Source organism: Ideonella sp. P3_A4 (assembly GCF_056403075.1).
The window spans coordinates 1-4278 of record NZ_JBFUGE010000522.1 but is presented as its reverse complement, the minus strand read 5'-3'; the positions used below and the strand labels follow the sequence as shown (position 1 = coordinate 4278).

Annotated in this window: 6 protein-coding genes; all 6 read left to right on the top strand. The window is 66.2% G+C overall.

Annotated features, from left to right (window positions below; all coding sequences use genetic code 11):
* Positions 1 to 447, top strand: a 447-nt coding sequence (locus tag AC1DYI_RS28100; RefSeq protein WP_477207416.1) for a tetraacyldisaccharide 4'-kinase, incomplete at its 5' end; no start/stop codon positions are given.
* 2 nt (positions 448 to 449) lie between these two features.
* Positions 450 to 656 carry a Trm112 family protein gene (locus tag AC1DYI_RS28095; RefSeq protein ID WP_477207415.1) on the top strand — a complete coding sequence of 69 codons (207 nt, stop codon included), beginning with the start codon at positions 450 to 452 and terminating at the stop codon, positions 654 to 656.
* On the top strand, positions 656 to 1423 hold the full coding sequence (gene kdsB, locus AC1DYI_RS28090; protein WP_477207414.1) for a 3-deoxy-manno-octulosonate cytidylyltransferase: 768 nt from the start codon (positions 656 to 658) through the stop codon (positions 1421 to 1423). The genes AC1DYI_RS28095 and kdsB overlap by 1 nt, the downstream gene beginning before the upstream one ends.
* A gap of 207 nt (positions 1424 to 1630) precedes the next feature.
* Positions 1631 to 2284: an adenylate kinase gene (gene adk, locus AC1DYI_RS28085; RefSeq protein WP_477207413.1), complete on the top strand. Its 654-nt coding sequence runs from the start codon at positions 1631 to 1633 to the stop codon at positions 2282 to 2284.
* Positions 2285 to 2447: 163 nt separating this feature from the next.
* Complete coding sequence (locus tag AC1DYI_RS28080; protein WP_477207412.1) at positions 2448 to 3206, top strand: 3-hydroxyacyl-CoA dehydrogenase; 759 nt, start codon at positions 2448 to 2450, stop codon at positions 3204 to 3206.
* A 118-nt stretch (positions 3207 to 3324) separates the two neighbouring features.
* On the top strand, positions 3325 to 4278 hold a 954-nt coding region (locus AC1DYI_RS28075), incomplete at its 3' end, for an aspartyl/asparaginyl beta-hydroxylase domain-containing protein (RefSeq protein WP_477207411.1).

Genomic DNA, 4278 nt, shown 5'->3' with positions numbered 1-4278 from the left:
GTGCTGTACAACGCGCCCCAGCCGAGCACGCCACTGCCTGGCGCGCTGGCCCAGCGCCGATTGGCCGGCGCTCTACCGCTGGCCGATTGGTGGCGCGGCCACGCCGCCGATACGCAGCCCTTGTCCACATTGCAAGGCCGCCCTCTGCTGGCCGCCGCCGGCATGGGCGAGCCCGAACGTTTCTTCGGCATGCTGGAGCAGGCCGGCTTGACCATCGAGCGACTGCCGCTGCCCGACCACKCCAGCTTCAGCCCGCTTCCCTGGCCGGCCGACACCGGCGATGTGCTGGTGACAGAGAAGGATGCGGTCAAGCTTCGGCCCGATCGGGTCGGCGCAGCCCACGTCTGGGTCGTGGCGCTAGACTTTGCGCTTCCGCCGGAATTCACCGAAGCGCTGCGACAGCGCCTTCCGCCACGGGCCGACGTGCCCCTACGAACATCAAGATAGCCATGGACCACCGCCTGACCGAGATGCTGGTATGCCCGGTGTGCAAAGGGCCGCTGCAATTGCGCCGCGACGAGGCCTCACGCCCGCTGGAGCTGCTGTGCGCAGCCGACCGCCTGGCCTTTCCCGTGCGAGACGGCATCCCCGTGATGCTGGAAAACGAAGCCCGTCACCTCGACGCCACCAGCGCGGCGCCGGCCCAGGAAGAGTGATGGGGTTCACCGTCCTGATTCCGGCGCGCCTGGCCTCCACCCGGCTGCCGAACAAGCCCTTGGCCGACATCGGCGGCAAGCCGATGGTGGTGCGCGTAGCCGAACGCGTCGCTCAAGCCGGCGCCAGTGCCGTGTGGGTGGCTGCCGATGCCCCAGCCACAGTGCAGGCTTGCGAAACCCACGGCGTGAAGGCGCTGATGACTCGGCCAGACCATGTCAGCGGCAGCGACCGTCTGGCCGAGGCTTGCGAGCAACTGGGTCTGAGCGGTGACGACGTGGTGGTGAATGTGCAAGGCGACGAGCCGTTGATCGACCCGGACCTGGTCAGCGCCTGTGCCCGGTTGCTCATCGAGCGCACCGATTGCGCAGTGGCCACCGCCGCCCATGCGCTGACCGAGCAAGCCGACTTCGTCAACCCGAACGTGGTGAAGGTCATCTGCGATGCCGCAGGCCGCGCGCTGTACTTCAGTAGAGCACCGATGCCTTGGTGGCGCGATGCGTCCAGCGCTGGCGCCCCAACGCTGCCGCCGGGCCAGGCCCTGCGCCATATCGGCCTGTATGCCTACCGCGCCGGTTTCCTGCGGCGCTTCCCTACGCTGTCGCCGGCCCCAGTCGAGCAACTTGAGTCACTCGAACAGCTGCGCGTGCTGTGGCATGGTGAGCGCATTGCGGTGCATGTGGCGGCACACGCGCCTGCTGCCGGAGTCGACACGCCGGAAGACCTGGAGCGGGTTCGGGCCCTCTGGCCATCCGTCGCGCGCGGCTGACGAATGACGCCGGGATGTACCCGGCTTGTCAGCCAGACGCAGGTTTACGCATGCTATCCTGCCCCGCATTAGTGCAGCATAAGTGCCACGCCAGCCGCGCCCGCGCCAGGGCAGTGCCACCCTCAGCACCAAGCCGCAACCGCGACGACCGCCATGACGGCCGCTCCCACACGGCGCTACAGAATCATCTTTACTGAGACAACGACCATGCGAATGATCCTGTTGGGCGCACCCGGCGCCGGGAAAGGAACCCAGGCAAACTTCATTTGCCAGAAGTACGGTATTCCCCAGATATCCACCGGCGACATGCTGCGCGCCGCCGTCAAGGCAGGCACCCCGCTGGGTATTGCAGCCAAGAAGGTGATGGACGCCGGAGCCCTGGTCAGCGACGACATCATCATCGGCCTGGTGAAGGAACGCATCACCGAGCCCGACTGTGCGAACGGTTTTCTGTTCGACGGTTTTCCCCGCACGATCCCGCAAGCCGAGGCGATGAAGAACGCTGGCGTCAAGCTCGACCTGGTGCTCGAGATCGACGTGCCGGACGAAGCCATCATCGAGCGCATGAGCGGCCGCCGCGTGCATGCCGCTTCGGGCCGCACCTACCACGTCAAGTTCAATCCGCCGAAGGTTGCAGGCAAGKACGACGCAACCGGCGAAGACTTGATCCAGCGCAAAGATGACGAAGAGGCCACCGTGCGCACGCGTCTGCAGGTCTACCAGAACCAGACCCGCCCGCTGGTCGACTACTACAGCCAATGGGCCGAGACCGGCGACGCGCAGGCGCCGCGTTACCGCAAGATTTCGGGCCTGGGCACGGTGGAAGAAATCACCGCCCGCGCGTTGCAGGCGCTGGCCTGACGGAACCCGTCCACGCTCTTGCGCGGGCACGGCCCGCACGATGAAACCCCAGGCGGCCGGCACGTGTGAACGTACCGGCCGCCTTGTCTTTTGACGCACAATTGACGTTTACGTCAACGTCAACCGAGGCGTGCAATCCTCGGCGCAGCACTAGGAGCAAAACATGGATATCTCCGGCAAGGTCTTCATCGTCACCGGGGGCGCTTCGGGCCTGGGCGAAGGTACCGCCCGCATGCTGACCGCCAACGGCGGCAAGGTCGTGATCGCCGACCTGCAGGTCGACAAGGGCGAGGCCCTCGCGAAGGAACTCGGCGGCGTGTTCGTGCGCTGCGACGTGAGCCAGGAAGCCGACGGCCGCGCCGTAGTGGCCGCCGCCACGGGCCTGGGCAAGCTGATGGGCCTGGTCAACTGCGCCGGCATCGCCCCCGCGATCAAGACCGTCGGCAAGGACGGCGCTCACCCGCTGGACACCTTCACCAAGGTGATCATGGTCAACCTGGTCGGCAGCTTCAACATGATCCGCCTGGCCGCTGAAGCCATGTGCAAGAACGAGCCCGAAGCCACCGGCGAACGCGGCGTGATGATCAGCACCGCCAGCGTCGCAGCCTACGACGGCCAGATCGGCCAAGCCGCCTACGCGGCCAGCAAGGGTGGCGTGGTCGGCATGACGCTGCCGGTCGCCCGCGACCTGGCCCGCAACGGCATCCGCAACATGACCATTGCCCCCGGCATCTTCGGTACACCGATGCTGTTCTCAATGCCACAAGAGGTGCAAGACGCATTGGCTGCCAGCGTGCCCTTCCCCAGCCGCCTGGGCCGGCCGGAAGACTATGCCAAGCTGGTGCACCAGATCGTCACCAACGACATGCTCAATGGTGAAGTGATCCGCCTCGACGGCGCGATCCGCATGGCGCCGAAGTAAGTCGAAGGTCATACGACGCCTTCGTGGTGACCCGATCATGGGTCACCCGCATCGACGAGCGATCATCGGCGGCTGAAAATGATCACCTTCGGCCCACTGTTGGGCCAGGGTGCCGCCGATGACTGTTTCCTCGTCACTTCTCTCGCAGCTGGCGGAGCACGAGGCCCGAGCTCTTGGCGCCGAGCGCCAGGGCCGCTTGGGCGAGGCTTTGATCAGCTGGCGCGAGGTGCTGGCGCTGAACCCCGAGCACCCGCGCGCCCTGATCGCCGCGGGGTTTGATGCCCATCAACGCGGCGACTTGGCCGGTGCACGCGAGCTCTACAGCCGCGCAGCGAAGCAGACGAAAGACGACCCGACGCCGTGGATCAACGTCGCCCGCATCTGCAAGCAGCAGCAGGACGACACCGGCGAAGAGCAGGCGCTGTTCCAGGCTCTGACGATCGATGCGGGTGACCTGCTGGCCCTGCTGCTGCGCGGTCATCTGTACGAACGCCAGGGGCGCGACAAAGAGGCCGCACGCTCCTACATTGCCGCCTGTATCGTCGCACCGCCAACGGACAAGCTGCGCCCCGACCTGCGCCCGATGGTCGCCCACGCGGCAGCCTTTCGCGACCGACACAACAAGCTTCTCGCAGACCACCTCGACCGCGCGCTGGCCAGCACCTTCGCACAGCACAGCGGCGAAGACCTGGCGCGCTTCCGGCTGTCGGTCGACATCATGCTGGGCCGTCGCCAACGCTTCGATTCGAAGCCGGCGCAGTACTTTCTGCCCGATGTCGCCGCGATCGAATTCCCCGATCGCCGTCAGTTCCCGTGGCTGGAAGAGATAGAAGCCGGCACCGAACAGATCCGGGCCGAGTTTCTCGAGGTGTTGTCGTCAGACGAGGGCTTCACGCCCTACATCACCTACACCCAGGACCAACCGCTGAACCAGTGGGTCGAGTTGAACAACTCACCGCGCTGGAGTGCCTACCACCTGCTGAAGGACGGCCAGCGGGTCGAACCCGGCGCCAGCAAATGCCCGCAGACGATGGCGCTGCTGAAGAAGGCGCCTCAGCCCGATCAACCAGGC

Excerpts from the sequence above, each read along its gene's own strand:
- AC1DYI_RS28095 (WP_477207415.1), top strand. The coding sequence starts at position 450 with ATGGACCACCGCCTGACCGAGATGCTGGTATGCCCGGTGTGCAAAGGG.
- kdsB (WP_477207414.1), top strand. The coding sequence starts at position 656 with ATGGGGTTCACCGTCCTGATTCCGGCGCGCCTGGCCTCCACCCGGCTG.
- AC1DYI_RS28080 (WP_477207412.1), top strand. The coding sequence starts at position 2,448 with ATGGATATCTCCGGCAAGGTCTTCATCGTCACCGGGGGCGCTTCGGGC.